This window comes from Rhizobium sp. PDO1-076, from assembly GCF_000247475.1.
Classification (GTDB): Bacteria; Pseudomonadota; Alphaproteobacteria; order Rhizobiales; family Rhizobiaceae; genus Allorhizobium.
Genome location: NZ_AHZC01000254.1, coordinates 1 through 1,710 on the forward strand (window position 1 = coordinate 1; position 1,710 = coordinate 1,710).

At 58.1% G+C, this 1,710-nt stretch carries 3 protein-coding genes; 2 read left to right on the forward strand and 1 reads right to left on the reverse strand.

Annotated elements, in window-relative coordinates:
- Window positions 1-296, reverse strand: a 296-nt coding sequence (locus PDO_RS14335; RefSeq protein WP_141649915.1) for a cryptochrome/photolyase family protein, incomplete at its 3' end; no start/stop codon positions are given.
- A gap of 227 nt (window positions 297-523) precedes the next feature.
- Here PDO_RS14335 and PDO_RS14340 point away from each other — a divergent pair.
- Window positions 524-949: a hypothetical protein gene (locus PDO_RS14340; protein ID WP_007602956.1), complete on the forward strand. Its 426-nt coding sequence runs from the start codon at window positions 524-526 to the stop codon at window positions 947-949.
- A 159-nt stretch (window positions 950-1,108) separates the two neighbouring features.
- On the forward strand, window positions 1,109-1,710 hold a 602-nt coding region (locus PDO_RS14345), incomplete at its 3' end, for a hypothetical protein (RefSeq protein WP_007602957.1).

Below are 1,710 nucleotides of genomic sequence, written 5' to 3' on the forward strand. Positions count from 1 at the left end.
CGGAACACGGCGGCGACAGCGCGTTTGAGCTCGCCGGTGAAGGAGCCGGAATTGTCCGGATCGTCGAGCATGGTGTAGCAGACATCAAAGCCGCCTTTGCGCAGTTCATCCGCGAAATGTCGCATGGCGGAAAATATCAGGGCGATCTTCAGCTTGTGATGCTGCACATAGCTTGCTTCCTCCATCACCTCGCACATCAGGATCACGTCCCGGTCCGGGTCTGCGTCCTCGAGGCTGGAAAGTGTTGGCGACAACTGGTCACCGAGAATGAAGATCAGATTTCGGGCCGACGACATCATTTAATGCATCAAGGTTTGTTTCACTGCGATAGGTTACGCAAACCAGGGGTGATCGGATCTACAAGTCAGGTGGCGCTGACTGACGCGATGGCGACGAGCGTAGAAATTGGACCAAGTGCACTGCTTTGATCGATAAACCACTGAAATCGTCCGCTCTGTGGCGTTTCTGTTGACACTGCCGCAACCTCAGTCAAAAAGATCTATAGCTACAAAAGGAGATGTTCATGGCTGATGAAGACAATGCAGTTTCCGTTGCCGAGGTTGCGGTGACAGATACCCCGGTCAAAGTGAAGAGGACCCGCGGACCGAACAAGCCGAAGACGACCTCTGAACCGGCGAAACCGGTGTCTGCGAAGGCGGCGCCGGAAGCTGCTCCGGCAAAGGCTGCTGCGGTCAAGCGCGGCAAACGTGGCGAAACGGCAGCGGTCGTAAAAACCACGTCGAAAGATGCCATCAAGGCGGCGGCACCTAAGCAGGTTACCAAGAAGGCTCCCGCAAAGGCAGCAGCGGCGAAGCCAGCGGTTTCGACCGGTGATGAATTTGCCGACCTCATCCAGCTTGAAGAAGAGAACAAGACGCTTCGCAAGGCGCTTGCCGAAAAGCTGCGCCTGGAAAATGCCGATCTGCGCAACCGGCTCGGTCGCGCCTGAGTTTCATCGGACCCACTCCGATCGAGGTGGTACGGGGCGGTTGCGACATCGCACCTGTGCGCTAGATCACTGTCAGACGACATTTCCGGGTTGGTGCTGCAAACCCGGAAATGAACCCTGCCGCGAATTCGCAGTGCAGATTGCTGGAGGACTATGTTGATGAGATCCCCTTGGAGATTTCTTGCCGATCTGGCCTCGCGCCAGCCTAGAGACAAAGCGCCAGAGGCGGTGCCTGCGGTGACATTGGCGGAGGCGCCCGAGGACAAGCTCAAAGATAGGGCAGAAAAGCCTGCCGGCCGCGAGGTCGAGGGTGATGTTGCTGCGCGCGTGCCTGAGACGCCGACGAACACGGTTGATGCGGCCGCGGTTTCAGTTGAGGCCGTCAAACTATCGATTGCAGCGAGTCCTGCCGACGCCCTGGCGAAAACCACTGGGCCTGCTGAGGCAAAGTACGTTGCGCACCCAGCTCCGAGAAAGTCTAGCACTGCCAAGGTTGGCAAGTTGCGCGCACAGCCGCGAGATACCGTTGCTCCGCAAGCGGAAAAGCATGCGGCATCGCGTGCCGGTGAGACGGAAGCCACGGCGACGACGGCCGCGAAGCTGAAAGGGCCGTCGCGCGCTAAAACCGGATCTGCTGCCGCGAAGGCAGGTAACGCTGCCATCAGTAAATCGGAGGCCGCAATTCAGCCCCAGTCGTTGCGCGATCCATTCGTTGTCGAGATGGAAAGTCTTGACGAAGACGTCCGAAAGCTGAAACTCTT

Coding starts and splice junctions, on each gene's coding strand:
- PDO_RS14340 (WP_007602956.1), top strand. CDS start 524: ATGGCTGATGAAGACAATGCAGTTTCCGTTGCCGAGGTTGCGGTGACA.